The 24178-nt window shown below is 43.3% G+C and carries 22 protein-coding genes, 1 tRNA gene and 1 pseudogene; 6 read left to right on the top strand and 18 right to left on the bottom strand.

The genetic code is table 11. The features are described 5' to 3' along the window. Positions 1-17 precede the first annotated feature (17 nt). Positions 18-218, bottom strand: a complete 201-nt coding sequence (locus G5T77_RS12005; RefSeq protein ID WP_005232506.1) for a dodecin family protein — start codon at positions 216-218, stop codon at positions 18-20. Between the two features lie 415 nt (positions 219-633). Here G5T77_RS12005 and G5T77_RS12000 point away from each other — a divergent pair, with 415 nt between their 5' ends. The 4 genes from G5T77_RS12000 (at position 634) to G5T77_RS11985 (ending at position 3887) form a co-directional block, all read left to right on the top strand. After that, positions 634-801 carry a hypothetical protein gene (locus tag G5T77_RS12000; RefSeq protein WP_166134776.1) on the top strand — a complete coding sequence of 56 codons (168 nt, stop codon included), beginning with the start codon at positions 634-636 and terminating at the stop codon, positions 799-801. Between the two features lie 256 nt (positions 802-1057). Beyond that, positions 1058-1237 carry a hypothetical protein gene (locus G5T77_RS11995; protein WP_004781696.1) on the top strand — a complete coding sequence of 60 codons (180 nt, stop codon included), beginning with the start codon at positions 1058-1060 and terminating at the stop codon, positions 1235-1237. Positions 1238-1246: 9 nt separating this feature from the next. Further along, positions 1247-2665 carry a hypothetical protein gene (locus tag G5T77_RS11990; protein WP_166134773.1) on the top strand — a complete coding sequence of 473 codons (1419 nt, stop codon included), beginning with the start codon at positions 1247-1249 and terminating at the stop codon, positions 2663-2665. Positions 2666-2759: 94 nt separating this feature from the next. Next, positions 2760-3887, top strand: coding sequence for a hypothetical protein (locus tag G5T77_RS11985; protein ID WP_159123437.1), 1128 nt, complete (start codon positions 2760-2762; stop codon positions 3885-3887). 70 nt (positions 3888-3957) lie between these two features. Here G5T77_RS11985 and G5T77_RS11980 read toward each other — a convergent pair whose 3' ends face one another. The 6 genes from G5T77_RS11980 to G5T77_RS11955 form a co-directional block, all read right to left on the bottom strand. Continuing rightward, the gene (locus G5T77_RS11980) at positions 3958-4230 is read right to left on the bottom strand and encodes a hypothetical protein (RefSeq protein ID WP_166134770.1); all 273 of its coding nucleotides are present in this window, start codon (positions 4228-4230) and stop codon (positions 3958-3960) included. Between the two features lie 198 nt (positions 4231-4428). Then, positions 4429-6348 carry a molecular chaperone HtpG gene (gene htpG, locus G5T77_RS11975; protein WP_005232515.1) on the bottom strand — a complete coding sequence of 640 codons (1920 nt, stop codon included), beginning with the start codon at positions 6346-6348 and terminating at the stop codon, positions 4429-4431. Between the two features lie 154 nt (positions 6349-6502). Further along, a complete protein-coding gene (locus tag G5T77_RS11970) occupies positions 6503-6847 on the bottom strand; it encodes a lysozyme inhibitor LprI family protein (RefSeq protein WP_166134767.1) in 345 nt (114 codons plus the stop codon). A 174-nt stretch (positions 6848-7021) separates the two neighbouring features. Continuing rightward, entirely contained in the window at positions 7022-7666 is a 645-nt protein-coding gene (locus G5T77_RS11965) for an OmpW family outer membrane protein (protein WP_166134764.1), read from the bottom strand. A gap of 335 nt (positions 7667-8001) precedes the next feature. Continuing rightward, positions 8002-9369 carry a Na+/H+ antiporter NhaC family protein gene (locus G5T77_RS11960; RefSeq protein WP_159123440.1) on the bottom strand — a complete coding sequence of 456 codons (1368 nt, stop codon included), beginning with the start codon at positions 9367-9369 and terminating at the stop codon, positions 8002-8004. A gap of 98 nt (positions 9370-9467) precedes the next feature. Beyond that, entirely contained in the window at positions 9468-10349 is an 882-nt protein-coding gene (locus G5T77_RS11955) for an alpha/beta fold hydrolase (protein WP_166134761.1), read from the bottom strand. Positions 10350-10466: 117 nt separating this feature from the next. On the opposite strand from G5T77_RS11955, the gene G5T77_RS11950 reads away from it, so the two are divergent. Continuing rightward, positions 10467-10961: a DUF4442 domain-containing protein gene (locus tag G5T77_RS11950; RefSeq protein ID WP_159123442.1), complete on the top strand. Its 495-nt coding sequence runs from the start codon at positions 10467-10469 to the stop codon at positions 10959-10961. A 67-nt stretch (positions 10962-11028) separates the two neighbouring features. Here G5T77_RS11950 and G5T77_RS11945 read toward each other — a convergent pair whose 3' ends face one another. From G5T77_RS11945 to rpoB, 3 genes are all read right to left on the bottom strand, one after another. Beyond that, positions 11029-11394, bottom strand: coding sequence for a DNA transfer protein p32 (locus G5T77_RS11945; protein ID WP_034170980.1), 366 nt, complete (start codon positions 11392-11394; stop codon positions 11029-11031). Positions 11395-11653: 259 nt separating this feature from the next. Next, positions 11654-15853 carry a DNA-directed RNA polymerase subunit beta' gene (gene rpoC / locus G5T77_RS11940; protein ID WP_004781676.1) on the bottom strand — a complete coding sequence of 1400 codons (4200 nt, stop codon included), beginning with the start codon at positions 15851-15853 and terminating at the stop codon, positions 11654-11656. 156 nt (positions 15854-16009) lie between these two features. Then, complete coding sequence (gene rpoB / locus G5T77_RS11935; protein WP_166134758.1) at positions 16010-20098, bottom strand: DNA-directed RNA polymerase subunit beta; 4089 nt, start codon at positions 20096-20098, stop codon at positions 16010-16012. On the opposite strand from rpoB, the gene G5T77_RS11930 reads away from it, so the two are divergent. Then, complete coding sequence (locus tag G5T77_RS11930; protein WP_034170979.1) at positions 20092-20343, top strand: hypothetical protein; 252 nt, start codon at positions 20092-20094, stop codon at positions 20341-20343. The genes rpoB and G5T77_RS11930 overlap by 7 nt on opposite strands. 63 nt (positions 20344-20406) lie before the next feature. Here G5T77_RS11930 and rplL read toward each other — a convergent pair whose 3' ends face one another. From rplL to G5T77_RS11890, 8 genes and pseudogenes are all read right to left on the bottom strand, one after another. After that, on the bottom strand, positions 20407-20775 hold the full coding sequence (gene rplL / locus G5T77_RS11925; protein ID WP_004781672.1) for a 50S ribosomal protein L7/L12: 369 nt from the start codon (positions 20773-20775) through the stop codon (positions 20407-20409). A gap of 48 nt (positions 20776-20823) precedes the next feature. Further along, positions 20824-21330, bottom strand: a complete 507-nt coding sequence (gene rplJ, locus G5T77_RS11920) for a 50S ribosomal protein L10 (RefSeq protein ID WP_004781671.1) — start codon at positions 21328-21330, stop codon at positions 20824-20826. Between the two features lie 305 nt (positions 21331-21635). Further along, positions 21636-22331, bottom strand: a complete 696-nt coding sequence (gene rplA / locus G5T77_RS11915; RefSeq protein ID WP_004781669.1) for a 50S ribosomal protein L1 — start codon at positions 22329-22331, stop codon at positions 21636-21638. A 3-nt stretch (positions 22332-22334) separates the two neighbouring features. Continuing rightward, on the bottom strand, positions 22335-22763 hold the full coding sequence (gene rplK / locus G5T77_RS11910) for a 50S ribosomal protein L11 (protein ID WP_004781668.1): 429 nt from the start codon (positions 22761-22763) through the stop codon (positions 22335-22337). A gap of 117 nt (positions 22764-22880) precedes the next feature. Further along, entirely contained in the window at positions 22881-23414 is a 534-nt protein-coding gene (nusG, locus tag G5T77_RS11905; RefSeq protein WP_005232530.1) for a transcription termination/antitermination protein NusG, read from the bottom strand. A gap of 7 nt (positions 23415-23421) precedes the next feature. Beyond that, positions 23422-23862 carry a preprotein translocase subunit SecE gene (gene secE, locus G5T77_RS11900; protein WP_034704481.1) on the bottom strand — a complete coding sequence of 147 codons (441 nt, stop codon included), beginning with the start codon at positions 23860-23862 and terminating at the stop codon, positions 23422-23424. A gap of 76 nt (positions 23863-23938) precedes the next feature. Next, positions 23939-24014, bottom strand: a tRNA-Trp gene (locus G5T77_RS11895). Positions 24015-24060: 46 nt separating this feature from the next. Further along, a pseudogene (locus G5T77_RS11890) lies at positions 24061-24178 on the bottom strand (elongation factor Tu); the annotation flags it as partial.

The raw sequence follows: 24178 nt of genomic DNA, 5'->3' as shown, positions 1-24178 counted from the left end.
TTTATGGATGATATGAATTATTCAACCAGAAAACTAATCTTTAGATTGACACGATATTCGGTAATTTTATTGTCATTAATGACGACTTTCTGTTCATTGATCCAGGCACCTTGAACATTTTTAATCGTCTCTGTGACTTTCGCGATGCCAGTCTGAATTGCATCCTCAAAGCTTTTACTACTGCTTGAATTGACTTCTACCACTTTTGCAATTGCCATGATTCAACACTCACTCTGTGAAGATAGAAGCATTCATCTTAGTTGATTTAAATTTCTCTACAGCTCTTAGCAAACAAGCGATAGCAAAAACTTACAGGGAATGAACAAATACTAATCTGTCATTACTGCTTTAAAAAAATTTAAATCTAGTTCTCTATTTTCGATAATCAACAAATAAATGTTTGCTTAAAAGCTTCTAAAACATCTAAAAAATGTATAAAAAACAATCCAAAACCGTCTAGAGTAAATATTCTAATACATTGTTTTATAGAGTATTTTATCTAAATTTAGTTGCTTTTCTTGCCGATTTGATCATTTTTTATTAATTGCCATTTGATATTATTTTTCACGTGATTTAAGACTAATTTTTTCCTTGTTCAAGCTCTTGAACATCCAGATATCAAAAGGTCATGTTATGAAAACTGTTAAATTTTTATGCGCAGCAACTGTGATGGCTTTTTCTCTACAAGCTTCAGCACAAATGGCTCAAGTGGTTTATCTTCCAGATTTCCCTGTGAGCAAAGCTCCAGTTAAAACTGTAGCTACAGATACTGCAACTGCAGAAACTGAAAAAGCGGCTTAAGTCTTTAAGCAAAATCTCCCAGCAGGCTGAATTATTCAGCCTGTTTTTATTTCAGGGCTTCGAAAATTTAACTTGTTCTTCTATTTAAAGAGCATTAAAAACCTCATTATTTTTTATTTTATTTTGATTTCGTTCACTTTTTATTCAAAAAAAACCACCAAATTCGCTTAAAAAATACTCAAAATAATCAAGTATTTTTTCAATCAGATGCTTATAATCAGAACCTGATCTTTTATGGATTTCAGACTTTCTTGTTATGAACCAGCTTCAAGCATTAATACAGGGAAAAATTTCTCCGCAGGCAATTTCTGTGGATTTTTTGATTGAAATGGCTGAGCGTTATCCAGATCCCAACTCTACCGAATATAAATTGGTAGAACTTGCGGTCAATATGATCATGGCCAAGTCACTGGATAAAGCACTCAAATATATCTAGAGAGCTAAAATGAATGCTTTAGAAAAAGCAAAGTTAATTAAAGAATTAAATGAATTGGGGCAGCAACTAGAACATAAATCCCTCAGTTTATATGAAGCCGCCCGAACCAAAAAACGGCTCCAGGATATTTTTCATCTCTGTGATGAACCTGTTTTTAAAAATCAGATTTTAAGTTTTAAATCCCGTGTCCAGCCTGAGCTGGCAGCACATCAGTTTGCGGCGAGCACCGAGTTTCATCACTGTTATCGCGGTTATTTTAAGAATCCTGTCCAGCTGCAACAGGCACTCACTGCACATTCAGAAACAGGCTGGGCCTTTTTGCATCAGCCACAACAAGGCTGGCAAATCTGGCTGGGTCCTGTAGAGCAAACTGATTTTTTACATAGTGAATGGGATGAATTAGCAAATTGCCATCACTGGCTTTTGCAGCAACAGCAACAAGACGCATATTTTCCTCTCGATCCCCAACTGGATATTCCGGCTTTATCTGTTCAGGATGCCGAATTCAATACGCTTACCCTAGAAATCGCGCGTTATCATCAGGGCAGTTTGCAGATCCAGACCAAGATCACTGCACCTCAATTGTCTAAAACAATTAAACCTGATTTAGACAGAGCAACTAGCGAAACAGAAGAAGCTAAAACAGCTGAGCTGTCTATAGAAATAGACAACACGGATAGTTCATCCTCTATTTTGATAATAGATGAAAATATTACTTTCCCTGAATCTATACAGCTAGGTGAATTCTCTGCCCTGCTGCATCCATTAGAACATGCTGGAGCGACTATACGGCGCCTCTGTGCCCTAGAATTACAACCGACTGTCTCCCAACCGGCCGATCTGGAAATAGCGCTATATTATGCCGAGGAAGAGCACTGGCAGGCACGTCCTGTTTATCTCTCCATGCAGACCGATCAGCAAGGGCAAGGTCTGAAATATCTGATGCTCTTAGGCGCACCGAGCCTCTTGCAGGCCAATTCCTGTATCCAGCACTGGGGCACGCAACGTGGACGGCGTTGTATAGAGATAAAATCCATATCATGGGCAGCTTTAGGTGCCTGTCTTGATCAGATAGATCTTTTCAGTGAAATATATCTGCAACAAGCCGAAACGGTCTGGATGCCTGAGGAAAGCTATGCCTATATTCCGGCTCGGTGTATTCATCAAAAGAAATTTATCAATTTTGAGGAAGCGCCCGCTGATTTTTCTACTCCAATTTTATTGCTACAGGAACATCAGAAAATTCGGGTGATTCATGGAGAACGTCGCCTGACATTGTCCAATCAGGAAATCGCTTATCCTTATTTAATGCTCAAACGTGATAAGGATTTGAATTGGCAAAAAATTCATCAAATTGTTTTAGGATTGTCACAGCCGGTACAGGTTTTAGATCTTTATATGGCAATTCAGGCACAAATCATTAAATAATTGATGTAGTTATGTAGTTTATCCTTGCTTTTTTTCCTTATTTTTTAGAAAACTAGCGCAGTAAATAAAATACGATAAGAGCAAGAATCAACTCATGCGAATAAACCAAATTACTCGAATCTTATTGCTATCACTTGGCGTGGGATTAAGTAGTAGCCCAGTTTGGGCAGAAGCATCTCCTACAGAACCTGCAGAAACAGAACAGCCTACAGGTACAGGTACAGGTACAGGTACAGGTACAGGTATTTTAGATCAGATTCCACGCTTGATCGATGCCACGCCTACGATTTTACCTGAACAGTCAGACGAAGCGATGGTGCCCACCACCGAAGAAACAGAAGATAAATCTTGGGCTGACAAAAAGCAGAAAAGAATCCGTGAATGGGCAGACCGCACCGCACATAAGATTGATAACTGGTTTGGCCAGACCAACCCGGATGAGCCAGCAACTGCGACTTTGCGAATCATCCTGGATAATAGCTGGGACAAATATGAAAACTATGAAATCAAGCCGAGGATTCGAGGAAAAATCAAGCTTCCAACCTTGGAACAAAAGTTAAGTCTGGTCTTTGGTGATGACAGCCTGGATAACGAACTGGATAGCAATGTCGCAATTACCAATGAAAATCCTGGCAATGCCCGGGATAAAAATCTGGATATTCGCCGTACCCGTGAAAACAACAGCTCGTTTGCACTACGCTGGTCAGAATTTTCAAATGGCCTACCTTTCGATAGCGATCTGGATCTGGGGGTACGTTCTGGGGATGATATCTATGTACGGGCCAAAATCAGCAAAGACTGGGCGATGCAGAATGACTTCTCTTTTCATGCCGAACAGATTTATCGCTATGGATTGCAGAGTGAAAATTATTTGCGGACCAACCTGGAACTGATCCATGCTCGTCCCAATGAGGCCTTTTTTTCCAATCAGTTAAGTTTAACCTATGCAGATGAGCAGGAAGACGATTTGACCTGGGACAACTATACCTTCAGACAGCATCAATTTTTCCAGGGCAACCGCTTTAACTATGGCATCTATACGGGCGGCTATCTGGATGATAAAGATTTACGCTTAAATCGCTGGGGACCTTATGTGTCCTGGAGACAGCCTTTCTTACGTGAATGGTTCTTTGTGCAAGGCGACCTGAACTATCTGAATGATGACCGACTGGACCGAAGCCATTATCTGGGTGCGATGGTACGTCTTGAGGCCATTTTCTAAATTTGAACAAATCCGGAACTATAAAAGCCCATAAAATATGGGCTTTTTAATGTCTGAATCCAATAAGTTTTTATTGGCGGTGCTCAACCGTTGTAAAGGCAATTCGATCACTACGAATCATACGTTTTTGCTGCAAAGAAGGCTGTTCCATCTGTGGCATATTCCATACCGCGCGGTCGGTACGCTGCATTCGTTTTACTTTTGGCGCTTCTTTTTTCATGGGTGCCTGAAAACTAATACGATCGCTACGAGTCACTTTTTTGGACTCAGTATCGACCATTGTGGCTGCGCTCATTGACATCAGAATGACTGTACTCAGACTCATCATCAGTGATTTTTTCATGGGAGAATTCTCTAAACTTAATAATCGCTATTATAAATTAATATATAAAATATTATCTATTTTTCAGATTTAAAACTTAAAGGTATTTTTTTATTCTGGCTATCGCTTTTTTAAATCATTAAAGGGGAATCCAAGTTTTAAGCGCTAAATTCAGAACATAAAAAATCCCTCCGTAGAGGGATTTTTGAAATATAAAAATTAACCCAACAATAGACTGTTAATACGTTTTACATACTCAGCCGGATTTTCTGGTAGACCACCTTCTGCAATCATTGCCTGATCAAAGATCACATTGGCCAGATCATCAAACTGGGCAGAACCTTCCAGTTTTTTCACCAATGGATGTTCCGGGTTAATCTCCAGAATCGGCTTCACATCCGGTACAGGCTGACCTGCATCTTTCAGCATACGGATCAGTTGTGGAGAAAGCTCCCCTTCCCCTGTGACCAGACAGGCTGGTGAATCAACCAGACGAGTCGTTACACGTACTTCTTTGGTTTTGTCTTTCAAAGAATCTGTCAGCTTTTCAACCACAGGTTTGAACTGTTCAGCAGCAGCTTCCAGTGCTTTTTTCTCTTCTGCATCTTGCAGATCACCTAGGTCGACTGCACCCTTAGATACGTTTTGCAATGGGGTACCATCAAACTCATGCACGAAGTTCATTGCCCATTCATCGACGCGTTCTGACATCAGCAATACTTCAATGCCTTTTTTCTTGAATACTTCCAGTTGCGGTGAGTTTTTCGCAGCATTCAGGCTTTCAGCGGTAATGTAGTAAATCGCTTTCTGGCCTTCTTTCATGCGTGCTTTATAGTCTGCCAATGAAGTGCTCACCTCATCATTGGTCGAAGTTGCATAGCGCAGCAGTTTCAAGATACGTTCGCGGTTACCGAAATCTTCACCCAGACCTTCTTTCAGCACCGCACCAAATTCGCGGTAGAAAGTTTTGAAGTTTTCCTGATCTTTTTCATCTTCAGATTTTGCCAGATTATCCAAAGTGGTCAGAATACGGCGAGTGTTACCTTCACGGATGGTTTTCACATCACGGCTTTCCTGCAGCAATTCACGGCTCACATTTAATGGCAGATCGGCACTGTCTACCACGCCCTGTACAAAGCGCAGATAGTTTGGAATCAGGTTATCCGCATCATCCATAATGAAGACACGTTTCACATAGAGTTTGATGCCGGCCTTGGCTTCACGAGTGAAAATATCCTGTGGCGCTTTGCTTGGGATATAAAGCAGTTGGGTATATTCAGTACTACCTTCAACACGGTTATGCGCCCAAGCCAATGGTGCAGCAAAATCATGGGTTAGGTTTTTATAGAATTCGGTATATTGCTCTTCAGTAATCTCAGATTTATTCCGAGTCCACAGTGCGCTGGCCGAGTTAATCGCTTCCCACTCATCGGTCTTCACATATTGACCGCCTTTTGGTGTTTCACCTTCAGCAGCTTCTTCTTCCTGCCAGACTTCTTTTTGCATCTGGATTGGCAGGCTGATGTGATCTGAGTATTTGTTGATGATCTGTTTGACTTTATAGCTTTGCAGATAATCCAGTGCATCTTCACGCAGATGCAGGATAATATCGGTACCACGACCTTCTTTAGTGATCTGTTCAACTTCGAATTCACCAGTACCGCCACTGATCCAGCGCACCCCTTCTGAGGTATCCGTACCGGCACGACGTGATTCTACAGTAATCTTATCAGCCACAATAAAGCCTGAGTAGAAACCGACACCAAACTGGCCAATCAGCTGCGCATCAGCTTTCTGATCACCCGTCAGTTTTGACATAAAGTCTTTGGTCCCTGATTTGGCAATCGTCCCCAGATTTTCAATGGCTTCTTGCTGACTTAAACCGATCCCGTTATCTGAAATGGTAATAGTTTTATTTTCTGGATCGAGGCTGACACGAACGCGAAGGTCAGGATCATTTTCATAATATTCAGGATGGTTGATCCCTTCAAAACGTAATTTGTCACACGCATCTGAAGCATTAGAAATTAATTCACGCAGGAAAATTTCAGGATTTGAATAAAGCGAATGGGTCACGAGGTGCAGTAACTGCGCTACCTCAGCCTGGAAACTGTGTTTTTGTACGCTTAAATCGCTCATGAATCACTCCTATTATTTTAGATACAGATGTTAACTGTTGCCTATATGAATGGAGTGAGTTCAATAATTTTCAATAGCCTCAAAATAATTTTTTCGCAAAAAATATTTTTATGGCTTTCATTTTTATCAGTCTAATTGATGGGATGGACAAGACTTAATAAGGCCCCATTTTATAGATACGATCAAAATGCAGATCCAGCTGCTGCTGACGCATGTTATAGACCTGACTCAAGCAGGATATGGATTCCTGGCAACGGTCACGAAACTGCAGCCATTTCACCTGATCGCGTTGAATCACCGAACGTGTTCCCATCGGCACCATACGGCGCAAGATGTTATAGCTGGTACTCATTTTGACATCAGCATCATTCAGCAAACGATGTTCACAAATTGTTTTCTCAGTCGCGGTTGTCGCTTTCTGACAATTAAAACTGGCAGCATAACTCTGTGAAATAAACAGCGTGCTGAAGATCAAAAGACTCTTCGACAAAAAACTCATGCTTTGATCTTCCTTATTATTAAGTCGTATTCAATTAATATTTACTTTATTCGTTTTAATATATTTGAGTATTGCCAATCTGCTCAATTTCAATACGTTATAAATCGTTGTTATTTTGAAAAAAAGCCCCATTCAGGATGAGGCTTTTGGAAAAGTGAACCAAAAAATTGGAGCTTAGAATTTATAGCTATAACCGATCGTATAAACCCAAGGATCGATTCCAAATTCACCTAAATTAATTTTTGTCCCATCAGCAGTCTTTGCTTCCAGATCTGTATCTAAGTCTGCATAACGTGCATCAACAAAGACACCCCAGTTTTTTGCATCCGCTGGCTGGAAGTTAAAGCCGACTTGGCCAGCTACCCCATAAGCAACATCTGCATCAAGCTTTGCTACATCTAATGCACCTAATGCGTCTTTTGCAGTTTGGCTAAATTCTTCATCCCATGGAATGAATACTGTAGCACCTACACCGATATATGGAGTAAAGCGGCTTGAATTTTTAAAATTATATTTGGCTGTAATCGTTGGTGGTAGATGTTTTAATGATGCAATTTTCACATCACCCGCCATCTCAACATCATGTTTAAATGGGGTAGCCAATAATAATTCGGCTGAAATATTGTCATTGAAGAAATATTCGACTGAAGGAGTAAAATTGAGTTCGCTACTTGCTTTAGCATCTTCAACTACACCAGGAATCAGGTCAGTTTCCTGAGTAGGCGCTAATACAGAAGCCCCCACTTTCACTTGCCATTGCCCTGCCATCGCAGATGCTGAAAGACCCATTAATGCAATAAGAGCTACTTGCTTTAACATTTTAAAATACCCCCAAGGGAAGAATAATTATTAAGAAAATATTTCTTAATTAATAATAAACATGGCTTAAATTATTATGCAATAGAGATTATAAAAATAAATTTTATTTATTATTTAAGTATATGTAATTATTATATATTTATTTTAAATTGACCATATTGGTTGGTTTTAAATACCCAGTAATTTAATCAGATTAAAATAATAATATTCAGAGTAAAATAATCAGGTTTATATTAATTTTTTATTTAAATATATATTTTAAATACATCTTATAATTTATTTTAAATCTAGGCAAATCTGCTCCGATTTATATCAGAGCAGATTATAAAAAGGACTTACAGAACCATGGCTGCAATCCAGCCAAAAATGATAAGCGGAATATTAAAATGAATGAAGGTTGGAACCACACTATCCTTCATATGGTCATGCTGACCATCCATATTCAGACCGGATGTTGGGCCTAAAGTTGAATCTGATGCTGGAGAACCGGCATCGCCCAAAGCAGCCGCAGTCCCAATGATCGCAATAGTTGCTGCAGGACTAAAACCAAATTGAATACAGAGCGGTACATAAATAATCGCCAGAATCGGAATGGTAGAGAATGATGAACCGATACCCAGAGTAATCAGCAGACCAATCAACAACATTAAAAAGGCGGCAAGTGCCTGGCTATTACCAATCCAGTCAACCGACGCTTCAACCAGCGCAGGAACCTGTCCTGTTGCCTCAATCACGGCAGCAAAACCTTGCGCGGCAATCATGATAAAGCCAACCAGGGCCATCATACGCATACCGGTGATGATCACATCATCTGCTTCTTTCCATTTAAAGATTCCGGCACAACTCAAGATTGCGACACCGACCAGACCGGCAAGAATCATGGAATCTGAATAGAGCTGTACCACAAGAGTTGCAATCACCGCGATCGCTGCCATCCAGATGGTCAGTTTGGCAATTTGCGGTTTCGCTGATTTTTGTTCTACACCCAGTTCAGCAGAGATACTTTGCTGCTGTTCCACATGGATATCTTTATAGAGACGCGGCTTACGGTAGCTGATAAACATGGCCACCAGCAAACCCACGAACATACCTGAGACCGGAATCGCCATCGCAGCGGGAATCTGGTCATAAGTAATCTCAAAGCCATAAGGTTTACCAAAGGTATTGATGTTATGGCCCAGAATATCATTCAGGAAGATGGCACCAAAACCGACTGGAACCAGCATATATGTTCCCACCAGACCAAAGGTCAGCAGACAGGCCACCAAACGGCGATCCAGCTTCAGATGGTTAAATACCAGCAATAATGGTGGAATCAGAACCGGAATAAAGGCAATGTGTACCGGAATCACGTTTTGTGAGAAAACGGCAGCCAATGCGACGGTACAGAAGATCAGATATTTAACCTTGTTCTGTGCCTTTTCTGATGCCTCACCTTTTAAGGTGGTAATCATTTTATAGGCCAGCAAGTCAGGCAAACCGGAACGTGCCAAGGCCAAAGCAAAAGCACCCAAGATGCCATAAGCCAAGGCAATTTTAGCGCCGCCGCCCAGACCATTGTTAAATGCATCTAAAGTTCCCTGGAGGCCAAGACCTGCCAGCAAACCACCCGTAACAGCACCAATGACCAGGGCAAAAACCACAGGTACACGTGCCAATGAGAGTCCAAACATGACTCCAATAGCAGCAAGAATTGCGAACATAATGAATTGGGAATGAGAGAAAACGGCTATTTTATCAGAAAATCCGGATAAAAATTCTTCCACTTATCCCTTGCCGAGTCACGTTCCCAATCTCCGTATCAGATGGTCGCTGTTAATTTCTGCTGAATAAAATTATGAATCAGATGAGCCACCTGTTTCGGCTGGCTTAGGATAGCCCAGTGATTGGCATTCAGTTCTACCCGGGAAAAATCTTCCACCCATTTTGGCATTTCATCAATCAGATCCGGGCCAACAAACTGGTCCTTTTTGAGCACAATTGCCTGTACCGGACAGATCGCAAAACGCTGTCTAGGTCGAGATAAACGTGGTAGAAAGTTCGCCCGATACAGATTGACGCCATATTTGCCGTCTTTGACAATATTCTGGTTTAGCGGCAGATTTTCCTGCTGTTCCAGCTGACTGATCATTTTGCCCCAACGTTCTGCATTAAAGAAATTCCATGCTGTAGGTGCTATAAAAGGTAGCTGGAATACCGCGATATACCAAGACTTGGTCATCTGTTTAAAAAACTTGGCCTTATACTGTTTAAACTGTTCACGCATCCAGAAAGCAGCATGATCCAGACATGGACCTGACATGGTGCTAAAAGACAAAATCCGGCCTTTAAATTTAGGTTCGGTGACTGCTTCCCAAGCCTGGATTGACCCCCAGTCATGAGCCGCAAGGTGGAAAGCTCGTCCTGGCAAGACCTGATCGACCACTTGCTCTAAATCTGCACACAGACGTTCCAGACGATAATCCCGAATTTTCTTGGGAACGCTAGAGTCTCCTGCTCCGCGTACATCATAGGTCACCACAAAATAATCCTGAACGAGGTGAGAAATCACCGCTTCCCAGACATCCTGATGGTCAGGATAACCATGAACCAGCACCAAAGCCGGTCGCTCAGGCTCACCCCAGGTTTTCACATAGAGACGTTGATGATCGCTGGTATCTACCCACTGGCTATGTCTTTGCATAGATGTATCCTTATTCGCTGATTGACTCTTTTATTGTTGAAATAGGCACGATTTATCAATGCCAGCTTATTTTTGTTGTTCTAGTATGCATACAAGACCAGAAAAAAGAATATCCGCATGAGCCTATTACGAAAAATTCAGCAACTGCCTTTATTATCCAAATTTATCCTGAATCGCTATGCCCCTTATCGTGGAGCAGGCATTGTCATTGATGAAATGGACTTTGCCAATTATCACGTTCGCGTGAAAATGCCACTGACTCGCAAGAATCAGAATATTGTGGGAGTACATTTTGGTGGCAGCCTGTATTCCATGGTCGACCCTTTTTATATGTTATTGCTGATGCATCATCTTGGTCCGAAATACATTGTTTGGGATAAAAGCTCTACCATTCAGTTTCTGGCGCCAGGACGCGGAACAGTCTATGCTGACATCCGGATTTCCAAGCAGGAAGTACAAACAGTAAAAGAACTGGCAGCTAACCATAGTCCGGTTTATCGCCAGTATCAGCTTAATATTTATGATGATTCCGGTGTGCGTATCGCTGAGGTACAAAAGACCGTTTATATCCGCCTTAAACAGAGCAAAGGCAAGCCTCGAGAAGCTAAATAACGAAATTGAATAAACTAAAAGCGCCATTGAGGCGCTTTTAAATCTATCTGGAGGATCGTTCTGTCGATTAACGACGACGGTTATTCTGCTCAATCGCCGCACCAGCACCACCACCGATGGCACCACCAATTGCAGCACCACCTGTACCGCCAAAGATGCTTTTACCCACTGCAGAACCTACAGCACCACCGACACCACTATAGGTCGCATTACGGTTTGAACCACCTTGAGCTTTACTGCCGACTGCTGCACCGGCACCACCGCCAACTGCTGCACCAACACCACCACCCACTCTGTTACCTACACCACCACCCACTGCACCACCGAGCGCAGCTGCGCCAATACGCTGATCTTTAGCAGACATATTTTCACAGCCTGCCAACATAAAAGTGGAGATAGTTGCAACAGCCATTACGCTCATTAACTTTTTCATGATCTTGGCCTTCCTTCGTGCTTTGACTTAAGATTAACCTGATTTTAAGGAGCGATTCATAACAAGATGTTAAATCTTGAAACCCTCATGATTTATTTTGTAAAGAGCTCATGAAAGATCATGTTTTGCTGATGATTTATCTATATTTAGGACAAGTAACTTCCAGACAATCTGACCTTTTCTAGCGATATAAATATGTATAATTTGAGAAATAAAAAAGCCACCCGAAGGTGGCTTTTTAAAATGATTTAGCGGCTAATTACAGACCGTTAAATTCATCGCTGAATGCTTGGCTCAACGCTTGATCTACATCAGAGAAGTCATTGTGCAGTTCAAATTCTGCAGCTTCTGCTTCTTGACGACGACGCTCTAAGTGGTAAGCGAGACCTGTACCCGCTGGGATCAGACGACCTACAACTACGTTTTCTTTCAGACCGCGTAGATCATCTTCTTTACCTGTTACAGCCGCTTCAGTTAACACACGAGTAGTTTCCTGGAACGATGCAGCAGAGATGAACGAGTCAGTAGAAAGCGACGCTTTGGTAATACCCATCAATTGACGTTCAAACTTCGCAGGGAACTTGTTCTGCGCAAGAACAGCTTGGTTCTCTTGCATCACACGGATGTAATCCACTTGTTCACCTTTGATGAAGCTTGTATCGCCACCATCAGTGATATCAACTTTACGCAGCATCTGACGTACGATCACTTCAATATGCTTGTCGTTGATTTTTACACCTTGCAGACGGTAAACGTCCTGAACTTCGTTCACGATGTAGTTGGTCAACGCCACTTCACCTTTCAAACGTAAGATGTCATGCGGGTTCTGTGGACCATCAGAAATAGTTTCACCACGGTTCACATGTTCGCCTTCGAACACGTTAATGGTACGCCATTTCGGAATCAGCTCTTCGTAGATCTCAGAACCATCATCCGGAGTAATCACCAGACGGTTTTTACCTTTGGTCTCTTTACCGAAACTTACAACACCTGAAACTTCTGCAAGGATTGCATGTTCTTTCGGTTTACGCGCTTCGAACAAGTCAGCAACACGTGGCAGACCACCGGTAATATCACGAGTACGTGAAGATTCTTGTGGTACACGACCAATTACGTCACCCACACCAATGGTTTCGCCATCACGGACAGAAAGAATGGTGTTTTGTGGCAAGAAGTAGAACTGTTCGCCGCCATCTACTGTGTCAAGCACAACAGCTGGACGTAAATCCTTACCAGAAGCAGGACGTGCTGTTACAGGCAAAATTTCAACAGTAGTCATACCAGTTGCATCATCAGTTTTCGATGTTGCAGTTACACCATCAGCGATCTGGCTGAAGCGAACTTTACCAGCTACTTCTGTTACAAGTGGATGTGTATGTGGATCCCAAGTCGCTACGATACCGCCTGCTTCTACAGCTTCGCCATCTTTCAGCAAGATAGACGCACCGTATGGCAGTTTGTAACGTTCACGTTCACGGCCTAAGTCATCTGCAATACCGATTTCACCTGAACGTGAAGTTGATACCAAGTGACCTTTGGCATGTTGTACAGTTTTCACGTTGTGGAAACGTACAGTACCTTTGTTACGAACTTGTACGCTATTTGCAGCAGAAGTTCGGCTCGCAGCACCACCTACGTGGAACGTACGCATGGTTAACTGTGTACCCGGCTCACCAATCGACTGAGCAGCCATAACACCTACAGATTCACCTGGGTTTACCAAGTGACCGCGTGCAAGGTCACGACCGTAACATTTCGCACAAACACCGAAAGTAGATTCACAAGATACGACTGAACGTACTTTAACTTCATCGACACCTTGCTCTTCCAGGTAGTTTGCAAGTTTTTCGTCGATCAATGTATTACGCGGCAGAATAACTTCTTCAGTACCCGCACGTTTCACATCTTCAGCAACTACACGACCCAGTACTCGAGTACCCAGGTTCTCGATCACGTCACCGCCTTGAATGAACGGAGTCATGACAAGACCAGACAACGTACCACAATCCGGCTCAGTGATGACCAAGTCTTGCGCAACGTCTACCAGACGACGAGTAAGGTAACCAGAGTTCGCTGTTTTCAGTGCTGTATCGGCCAAACCTTTACGTGCACCGTGTGTTGAAATGAAGTACTGAAGTACTGTCAGACCTTCACGGAAGTTCGCTTTAATAGGCGTTTCAATGATCGAACCATCCGGTTTCGCCATCAGACCACGCATACCAGCCAACTGACGAATCTGAGCTGCGGAACCACGGGCACCAGAGTCAGACATCATGTAAATGCTGTTGAATGATTTCTGTTTCTCGTCTTCACCCTGTTTGTTCTTAACAGTCGTGAATGACAAGTTGTCCATCATCGCTTTTGCTACCTGGTCGTTTGTACGCGCCCAGATATCGACAACTTTGTTATAGCGTTCGCCGGCAGTTACGAAACCTTGTTCGAACTGTTGTTCGATTTCACGAACTTCAGCTTCTGCTTTACCGATAATCGCCTGTTTTTGTGGTGGAATGACCATGTCTTCCATACCAACAGAAACACCAGAACGAGTCGCTTGACGGAAGCCAAGATACATCAATTGGTCAGCGAAGATAACAGTGTCTTTCAAGCCCAGTTTACGGTAGCAAGAGTTGATTAACTTAGAGATGTTCTTTTTGGTCATCTCAACGTTAATTTGCTGGAAGTCCATACCTTCAGGCACAACTTCCCAAAGCAGACAGCGACCAGGAGTCGTATCTACGATAATCGTTTGCTGTTCACGTTCGCCGTTTTCGTTGATCACGGTTTGGTGTACACGTGCTTTCACACGAGCGTGCATATCTACCTGACCAGTCGCAAGCGCACGGTTCACTTCGTCAGTGTCCGCGAATACCATGCCTTCACCTTTGGCATTTACCGCATCACGAGTGATGTAGTAAAGACCCAAGACAACGTCCTGAGACGGTACGATGATTGGCTCACCGTTCGCTGGAGACAGAATGTTGTTGGTCGACATCATTAACGCACGAGCTTCTAACTGAGCTTCAAGTGTTAATGGTACGTGTACCGCCATTTGGTCACCGTCGAAGTCGGCGTTGAACGCAGCACATACGAGTGGGTGAAGACGGATCGCTTTACCTTCAATCAGAATAGGTTCAAATGCTTGAAGACCTAGACGGTGAAGGGTCGGCGCACGGTTCAACATTACTGGATGCTGACGAATCACAGAGGCAAGAACATCCCAAACTTCTGGAGTTTCACGTTCAACCATTTTCTTCGCAGCTTTAATGGTTGTTGCTTGACCAGATGCTTGCAGCTTCGCAAAGATGAATGGCTTGAACAGTTCAAGCGCCATTTTCTTAGGAAGACCACATTGGTGTAAACGCAAGCTTGGACCTACGGTAATTACCGAACGACCAGAGTAATCGACACGTTTACCCAACAAGTTCTGACGGAAACGACCTTGTTTACCTTTGATCATATCTGCCAAAGATTTAAGCGGACGTTTGTTCGAACCTGTAATTGCACGACCACGACGACCGTTATCCAGCAATGCATCTACAGATTCTTGCAACATACGTTTTTCGTTACGTACGATGATATCTGGAGCCGCAAGGTCAAGAAGACGTTTCAAACGGTTGTTACGGTTGATCACACGACGGTAAAGGTCGTTCAGGTCAGAAGTCGCGAAACGACCACCTTCAAGTGGTACAAGCGGACGAAGATCTGGTGGAAGTACAGGAAGTACGTTCATCACCATCCATTCTGGCTTGTTGTTCGAATCGTTGAATGCTTCCATCAATTTCAGACGTTTAGAGGCTTTTTTAAGCTTAGTTTCTGAAGTTGTATTTGGAATTTCTTCACGAAGACGCGCAATTTCAGCTTCAAGATCGATATCTTTAAGCAGGTCTTGAACCGCTTCTGCACCCATTTTCGCAGTGAATTCATCACCGTGTTCTTCTAACGCATTGAAGTATTCTTCATCGTTAAGAAGTTGGTATTTCTCAAATGGAGTCATACCTGGGTCAGTTACAACGTAAGATTCGAAATACAATACGCGTTCGATATCACGTAGCGTCATGTCTAATAAAAGACCGATACGGCTAGGCAGTGATTTCAGGAACCAGATGTGTGCAACTGGAGAAGCTAGTTCGATGTGACCCATACGCTCACGACGAACTTTCGCAGTTGTTACTTCAACGCCACATTTTTCACAAATGACGCCTTTGTATTTCATACGCTTGTATTTACCACACAAGCATTCGTAATCTTTTACTGGACCAAAGATTTTGGCACAGAACAAACCGTCACGCTCAGGCTTGAACGTACGGTAGTTAATGGTTTCTGGCTTTTTAACTTCACCATGAGACCACGACTTAATCATTTCTGGTGACGCAAGACCAATACGGATGCGATCAAACTCTACTGGAGCATGACCGTCGGAATCCGTCTTTTTGCGCATGATATCGAGCAAGTCTTTCAATTTTTTTCTCCGTGTGTCGAGGAGATTTTCACTTCCCGACTGGGTCACAAATATTGTTTTTTACTGAAATTCGGGAATCTCAAGAATCCCCCTAAACCCCCTTTATAAAGGGGGACTTTCTCCCCTCTTTCTTAAAGAGGGGTCGGGGGAGATTTCTTAGTCACCATTTTTCAGTTCAATGTTGATACCTAAAGAACGGATCTCTTTGGTCAATACGTTGAACGATTCAGGCATACCTGGGTCCATATAATGGTTACCATCTACAATGTTCTTATAGATACGGGTACGGCCTTCAACGTCATCCGACTTCACAGTAAGCATTTCTTGAAGCGTATATGCTGCACCGTATGCTTCCAGTGCCCAGACTTCCATCTCACCGAAACGCTGACCACCGAATTGTGCTTTACCACCCAGCGGCTGTTGCGTTACCAGAGAGTAAGAACCAGTAGAACGCGCATGCATCTTGTCGTCAACCAAGTGGTTCAGTTTCAGCATGTACATGTAACCTACAGTTACAGGACGGTCGAAACGTTCACCAGTACGGCCATCATACAATACAGTTTGACCCGTACGTGACAAGCCAGCAAGCTCAAGTAATTCTTTGATCTGACCTTCTTCAGCACCATCAAATACTGGAGTTGCCAGAGGAATACCTTTACGCAAGTTACCAGACAGTTTCAAGATTTCTTCATCAGTCAGGCTGTCAAGATCTTCTTGCTGACCGCCAACCTTATTATAAATCTTGTCTAGGAAATCACGCAGTTCAAGAACTGTACGCTGTTCTTTCAGCATCTTATCGACTTGATCGCCAAGACCTTTAGCAGCCATACCCAAGTGAGTTTCCAGAATCTGACCGACGTTCATACGTGATGGTACACCGAGCGGGTTCAGTACGATATCTACTGGTACACCATTGGCATCGTGCGGCATGTCTTCAACAGGCAGGATGTTAGAAACTACACCCTTGTTACCGTGACGACCCGCCATCTTATCACCAGGCTGGATACGACGTTTAACGGCCAGGTAAACCTTAACAACTTTCAATACGCCAGTTGTCAGTTCGTCACCTGTAGAAAGTTTGCGTTTTTTCTCAGCAAATTTCTCATCAATTTCAAGGCTCTTCTCTTTTAAGAACACTTGAATTTGAGTTAAACGTTCAGCAATTGCTTCATCACTTGGTTGGATATCAAGCAGATCAACCAGCTCTAAACCAGATAACAATTCTTCAGACAGTTTGTCACCGCGTTTAGTAGTACCGCCACCGTTAGATTCCTGACCTTTCAACAGACGAACAATACGTTCGCGTGCTGCTTCTTCGAAGATTTTGTATTCTTCTTTCAAGTCTTTACGGTAAGCATCAAGCTGAGCTTTTTCAATTGCCTGAGCACGTTCGTCTTTCTCAAGACCGTCACGTGTAAACACTTGAACGTCGATCACAGTACCTTTAGTACCCGATGGAACACGTAAAGAAGAGTCTTTTACGTCAGCCGCTTTTTCACCGAAGATTGCACGAAGCAGTTTTTCTTCAGGAGTTAACTGAGTTTCACCTTTAGGCGTTACTTTACCTACCAGGATGTCACCCGCGGTCACTTCAGCACCGATGTAAACGATACCTGACTCGTCCAGTTTAGAAAGCGCTGCTTCACCCACGTTCGGGATATCGGCAGTAATTTCTTCAGCACCCAGTTTGGTATCACGTGCAACACATGAAAGTTCCTGGATGTGAATAGACGTTAAACGGTCTTCTTGAAGAACACGCTCAGATAACAAGATCGAGTCTTCGTAGTTGTAACCGTTCCAAGTCATGAACGCTACACGCATGTTTTGACCCAATGCTAGCTCACCACCATCAGTTGATGGACCGTCAGCCAGAACGTCGCCACGACCTACTTTATCGCCCAGGTTCACAAGAACTTTCTGGTTGATACAAGTGTTCTGGTTAGAACGTGTGTATTTGATCAGGTTATAGATATCTACACCTGCTTCGCCTGCAACCATTTCGTCTTCGTTGACACGAATCACGACACGCGAAGCGTCAACAAATTCAATACGACCACCACGTTTCGCGATTACACATACACCAGAGTCATGTGCTACGTTCGCTTCCATACCGGTACCAACCAGTGGTTTGTCAGCGATTAACGTAGGAACAGCCTGACGTTGCATGTTCGAACCCATCAATGCACGGTTGGCGTCATCGTGCTCAAGGAACGGAATCAGTGATGCTGCTACAGATACAACCTGTTGAGCAGATACGTCCATATGCGTCACTTTTTCAGGAGGCATACGTACGAATTCACCTTGGTGACGTACAGAAACGAATTCTTCAGACAGGTTGCCGTCTTTATCTACTGCAGAGTCGGCCTGTGCAATCACAGTACCTACTTCTTCAATCGCAGACAGGTATTCAACGTCATCAGTTACGCGGCCATCAACCACTTTACGGTATGGAGTTTCCAGGAAACCGAAGTTGTTACATTTGGCGTAAACAGACAGAGAGTTGATCAAACCAATGTTTGGACCCTCAGGGGTCTCAATTGGACATACACGACCATAGTGAGTTTGATGTACGTCACGTACTTCGAAGCCCGCACGTTCACGAGTCAAACCACCAGGCCCAAGTGCTGATACACGACGCTTGTGTGTAATTTCAGACAACGGATTGTTTTGGTCCATGAACTGAGACAACTGGCTTGAACCAAAGAATTCTTTGATTGCAGCAGCCACTGGCTTCGCATTGATCAGGTCTTGCGGAGACAGATTATCAGTTTCAGCTTGAGACAAACGTTCTTTAACAGCACGTTCTACACGAACCAGACCTACACGGAATTGGTTCTCAGTCATTTCACCCACAGAACGAACACGACGGTTACCCAAGTGGTCGATATCGTCGACTTCACCTTTACCGTTACGGATTTCTACTAATGTTTTTAATACATCAGTGATATCTTCATTCGAGAGAATGCCTTCAACTTCGCGTGACTTCTGGTCAGTACCTACTTCGTAAGGACGACCCAAACGACGGTTAAACTTCATACGGCCGACTGGAGACAGGTCATAACGCTCAGAAGAGAAGAACAGGTTATTGAACAGGTTCTCAGCAGCTTCTTTTGTTGGTGGCTCACCTGGACGCATGACTTTGTAGATTTCTACAAGCGCTTCATCACGGCTTACTGTCGTATCAGCACGTAATGTATCCGCAATGAACGGACCACGGTCGATATCGTTAGTGAACAGGATGTTGAACTGTTTCACACCGCCTTCTGCAATTTTCACCATGATTTCATGGCTCAGAACAGTATTGGCTGCAATCACATCACCATCTTTCAGTGGGATATCTTCAGCAGTGATACGTTCGTACAGGTACTCATCAGGAACAGAAAGCTTCTCAAGACCAGATGCTTCCATTTGACGTACATGACGTGCGTTAATACGTTTACCTTGTTCAACAATGACTTTACCGTCTTTGTCAGCAATATCGAATTGCGCCATTTCGCCGCGCAGGCGCTCTGGAACAAGGTCAATCTGGTAGCTACCCATGTCCAGATACACAGGTACTTTCTCGTAGAACATGTCGAGAATTTGTTCGTTGGCATAACCCAACGCACGAAGCACCACAGTCGCAAGCAATTTACGACGACGGTCAATACGTACGTAGACCAGGTCTTTGGCATCGAATTCAAAGTCTAACCATGAACCACGGTAAGGAATGATACGAGCTGAATAAAGGACTTTACCGCTTGAGTGAGTCTTGCCTTTATCGTGGTCAAAGAATACGCCCGGTGAACGGTGCAATTGCGATACGATTACACGCTCGGTACCGTTAATGACGAAAGTACCGTTGTCTGTCATAAGCGGCATTTCGCCCATGTAGACTTCTTGTTCACGTACGTCTTTGATTGATTTAGTTTCGCGATCTTTCAGGATCAAACGAATTTTTACGCGCATTGGTGCTGCATAAGTTGAGCCACGAAGGATACATTCGCGTACATCAAACTCAGGCTTACCAAGACTATACTCAACGAATTCTAAAGCAGCATTGCCAGAATAACTTTCAATAGGAAAAACTGAACGAAATGCGGCTTGGAGACCGATATCTTCGCGGTTTTTTGGTGATTTGCCATCTTGTAAGAATGTTCTGTACGAGTCGACTTGAATCGCGAGCAGGTACGGAGCATCCATGACGCTAGGCAATTTACCAAAATTCTTACGGATCCGTTTCTTTTCGGTATATGAGTATGCCATCTGGAGTCCTCGGAAAGTGTAAACCAAGCCCGCCTGCAGAACGGGCTCAGAAGGAATTACGCTGGCCGATATGGCCACCACTCTTTACAAATGCTGCAATTTTTAGTGGTATTAAAACGCTTAACAATATTTTTTTAATGAAAAATATTGGTAAGCGTTTGTTCATTATGTTTATTTTTAATTTGTATGAATTTTATATCATGCAAACAAAAATCGAGCCGATTATTGTAACGCAAAAAGGCTGATGACCCAAGAGCCATCAGCCAATTTTTGGAGCCGATTATAAAAAAACCAGCTCCTTTAAGAAATTACTTAAGAGTAACTGTAGCACCAGCTTCTTCAAGTTTTTTCTTAAGCTCTTCGCCTTCTTCTTTAGAAACGCCTTCTTTAAGAACTGTAGGTGCGCCTTCAACCATGTCTTTAGCTTCTTTCAAGCCAAGACCGGTAGCTTCACGAACTGCTTTAATTACAGCAACTTTGTTCGCACCGAAAGAAGTCAACTCAACGTTGAATTCTGATTGTTCTTCAGCAGCAGCAGCAGCGCCAGGAGCAGCAGCTACAGCAACAGCAGCAGCAGATACGTTGAATTTCTCTTCGAAAGCAGAGATTAGTTCAACAAGTTCAAGAACAGTTTTTTCTGCAACTGCGTTTAGGATTTCTTCGTTAGTTAAAGCCATGAGAATAACTCCAAATGGAAATTGAATGGTGTGGAAATAAATTTAAGCTTATGCAGCTTCTGACTCGTTTTTCTCTTTGAGCGCAGTAATAAGGCGACCCAATTTCGAAATAGGAGCTTGAAGAACGTTTGCAAGCATAGTAAGCGCTTTTTCTTGGTTCGGAAGGTTCGCGATTACGCTAACTTCAGCACCTTCGTAAACTTTGCCATCAAATGCAGCAGCTTTAAGTTCGAATGCTTTGTTAGTTTTTGCGAATTCTTCGAACAAGCGTGCAGCTGCACCCATGTCGTCTTCAGAAGTCGAGAAAGCTAAGATTGTTGGGCCAACAAGGCTGTCGTTCAAGATATTGAATTGAGTATCTTGAAGAGCGCGTTTAGCCAGAGTGTTACGCACGATACGTGTTTTAACACCTAGTTTACGAGCTTCAACACGAAGAGCAGTTAATTGCTCAACTGTTAAACCTTGGTAGTCAGCAACAACAGCGGCAAATGCAGTAGAAGCAATTTCACTTACTTCAGCTACGATCTGTTTTTTGCCTTCAATAAGAAGAGCCATTGTAAAACCTCCTAACGGTGATTTATGTGCCTGATCACAAGCACACTCCCAATTCGTGAATTCATCTCTGAAATCACACGCGGAGGATGAACAAATCACACCACCGCGTCTACGCAGGCTGGAGTATTAAGAGGAAAGCATAAAACTCCCCTCGCCTGAGGTCTTTGACGCTGATAAATTTACATTTATCAATTCAAAGTCTGCCTAAGTTCGCAAGTAGTCCGAAACCGGTTTCTTCTTGCGTAAGTTTTAAAGCAGTGCTTTAAAACTTACTCAGGGCTTTAAAATTCTGTATAAGTTAAAACTTATTTAGAAACGTTTGCTACATCAACGATCAGACCAGGACCCATAGTAGAGCTTAGAGTGATCTTTTGAATGTAAACACCTTTAGAAGTAGCAGGTTTTGCTTTCTTAAGGTCAGCTACAAGAGCTTCAACGTTTTGACGAACAGCTTCAGCAGAGAAACCTACTTGACCGATTGCAGCATGGATGATACCCGCTTTGTCTACACGGTAACGTGCTTGACCAGCTTTTGCATTTTTAACTGCAGTAGCAACGTCAGGAGTTACAGTACCCACTTTAGGGTTTGGCATTAATCCACGTGGACCAAGAATCGTACCCAGTTTACCAACAACGCGCATTGCATCAGGAGCAGCAATCACTACGTCGAAGTCAAGGTTTCCGCCTTGGATGCTTTCAGCAAGATCGTCGAAACCAACAACGTCTGCACCAGCTTCTTTCGCAGCTTCAGCAGCAGCGCCTTGAGCAAATACAGCTACGCGTACAGTTTTACCAGTACCTGCAGGAAGAGTAGTCGCGCCACGAACAACCTGATCAGATTTACGAGGGTCAACACCTAGGTTTACAGCGATGTCCAAAGATTCTTTGAATTTCGCAGCTGGAAGGCTAGTAAGAACTTCTACAGCTTCTTCTAAAGTGTAAACTTTCTGTGCTTCTACAGCAGCAGCAATGGCTTTTTGACGTTTAGTTAACTTTGCCATGTCTTATAGCTCCACTTCCAAGCCCATAGAACGTGCAGAACCAGCGATGGTACGTACACGCGCGTCTAAATCAGCACCAGTTAAATCTGGTTCTTTAGTAGTCGCGATTTCTTCCAATTGAGCACGAGTCAACTTACCAACTTTAGTTTTGTTAGGTACAGAAGAACCCTTCTGGATACCAGCAGCTTTCTTAAGAAGAACAGCAGCAGGTGGAGTTTTCATGATGAATGTGAACGACTTGTCGTTGTACACAGTGATCACGACTGGAATTGGCAGACCAGCTTCAACTTTTTGTGTCGCAGCATTGAATTCTTTACAGAATGCCATGATGTTAACACCACGTTGACCTAGTGCAGGACCAATCGGTGGAGATGGATTCGCTTTACCAGCTGGAACTTGCAGCTTGATATAGCCGTCAATCTTCTTAGCCATTTCAAATTACCTCTGGGTGCAAACGCCGCTAGGCTCCCCAATGATTTCAAGTAACGATACCGTTACAACAACAATGCCTGATTTGCACGCAAATCAGGCGTTTTCAACCCGAACAAATTAAACTGTTTTTTCGACTTGGCGAAATTCCAGTTCAACCTGAGTTGGTCGGTTAAATACGTTAATCGTCAGCGTTAAGCGTGACTTGTCGTAAAGCACTTCTTCCACCACACCTTTAAAGTCAGTGAATGGACCGTCAATTACGAGTAATTCTTCGCCTGGTTCAAACATGGTCTTAGGACGCGGTGCTTCACCAGTATTGCGTACACGTGCAAGGATTGCATCAGCTTCTTTTTGCGTAATTGGAGCCGGTTTTTCAGCCGTACCGCCAATAAAGCCAAGTACTTTTGGACACTCTTTCACGATGTGCCAAGTGTCATCGTTCATTTCCATTTCGACTAATACATAGCCAGGAAAGAACTTACGCTCTGATTTACGCTTCTTGCCATCCTTCATTTCTACCACTTCTTCGGTAGGAACAAGGACTTCACCAAAGCTATCGGCAACAGCGCTACGCTGGATTCGATCATTAAGCGAACGCATCACTTGTTTTTCATAACCTGAATAGGCATGAATAATGTACCAACGTTTCATAGCTCTCTTACCCGATAATAAACTTCATTAACCAGCCTAAAACATAGTCAAAGCACCATAGAACAATGGCTGCAATCACTACAACAGCAAGGACTTGCCAAGATGTGGTCACAGTCTCTTGTTTGGTAGGCCAGGTCACTCGACGTAACTCGATTCGTGCATCTTTAAGAAGACGAACAAAGCCTTTGCCTTGATGGGTGGCGTATAATAAACCGAATGCCACAACGATACAAGCCAAAATTACCCCAACGCGCACCCAAATATCATTCGCAGGCGCCCAGTATGCAGGTAAATATTGGTTTACCATCATAGCACCGACCAATAAAATCAAGGCGATAACCCATAGAGCAATGTCTAATGGAGAACCAGAACTTACATCTACAGCAGGATTATTTCTTTGAGGAATTGCCGCTTCGCTTAATGCGTCGCGTGATTTATCATTCGACATTTTTGTACTCGTCGTAGGTTTCGCGACTTATTATATGACCAGTTTTGCCGACATCAAGCGTCTTTTGAAAAAAACTTGGCAGGCCAGGAGGGACTCGAACCCCCAACATTCGGTTTTGGAGACCGACGCTCTACCAATTGAACTACTGGCCTGTAGATAAACTGGAGCCGAAACTCCAGCTTATTTTCTATTCTATGATTATGCAGTTACTTTAGCAACTACACCAGCACCAACTGTACGACCACCTTCACGGATCGCAAAACGTAGACCTGGGTCCATTGCGATTGGGTGGATCAGTTCTACTGACATTTCTACG

Source organism: Acinetobacter sp. GFQ9D191M (assembly GCF_011174875.1).
In the GTDB taxonomy this organism is placed as follows: Bacteria; Pseudomonadota; Gammaproteobacteria; order Pseudomonadales; family Moraxellaceae; genus Acinetobacter.
Note: the sequence above shows the minus strand (reverse complement) of the source record. Positions and strands in the feature narration are given on the sequence as shown.